The organism is Pseudomonas sp. 2995-1 (assembly GCF_002742505.1).
Classification (GTDB): domain Bacteria; phylum Pseudomonadota; class Gammaproteobacteria; order Pseudomonadales; family Pseudomonadaceae; genus Aquipseudomonas; species Aquipseudomonas sivasensis.
Genome location: NZ_LJSA01000416.1, coordinates 1 through 610, shown reverse-complemented (window position 1 = coordinate 610; position 610 = coordinate 1). Strand labels below are relative to the sequence as shown.

General features: G+C 35.4%; 1 protein-coding gene. It reads left to right on the top strand.

All coding sequences use genetic code 11. The features are described 5' to 3' along the window. The coding region (locus tag AOA61_RS31255; RefSeq protein ID WP_218197368.1) for a hypothetical protein at nt 1-444 on the top strand (444 nt) is incomplete at its 5' end. Between the last annotated feature and the right edge of the window lie 166 nt (nt 445-610).

Below are 610 nucleotides of genomic sequence, written 5' to 3'. Positions count from 1 at the left end.
CGTACACATGCTGCCTGTGGCTTCATGTGGAATTCTATTATCAGGAAGAAGTATGAATCCGCGATTCAATTGGCAAAGAAGCAACGCAAGCAGTTAAAGCTGAAAGATATTGAGACAGAAGAACTTAATGAAGACTATTCTAAATCAGTAACTCAAATCGAGGAAAAAAACCATACGAAAAATCCATTGTTAGGCACTATTGATGAGATGGTGGATTGGTTACTAGAAAAGAAAAAGGAAATAAGTGATAAAAGTAATTCTGGTATAAATGAAGCTACTACAGAAGAACTACAAGGTTTGATGGAAAAAAACGCAGCTTTAGAAAGTGAATTATCGAAGCTGAAACAAGAATATGAAATTGTCAAAAATGACTATCAGTTAATGATTAATGTGATGGAAAGAGCAACGAAACGTAATGAAAACAGCCTTTCCTCGTCAAAATAGATGGCTGTCTCAAAAGGTGATACCTTTTGAGACAGCCATATTTTTAAAGAAAGAATGTAATTATTTTTATCTTCGCAACAAGATGCTTACGTTACTCTTATTCCAGTTCTTGTTCTGAGACCCCTTCTGGAAACCAAACATAAGGGTTTTCCCCACGATCTCTATC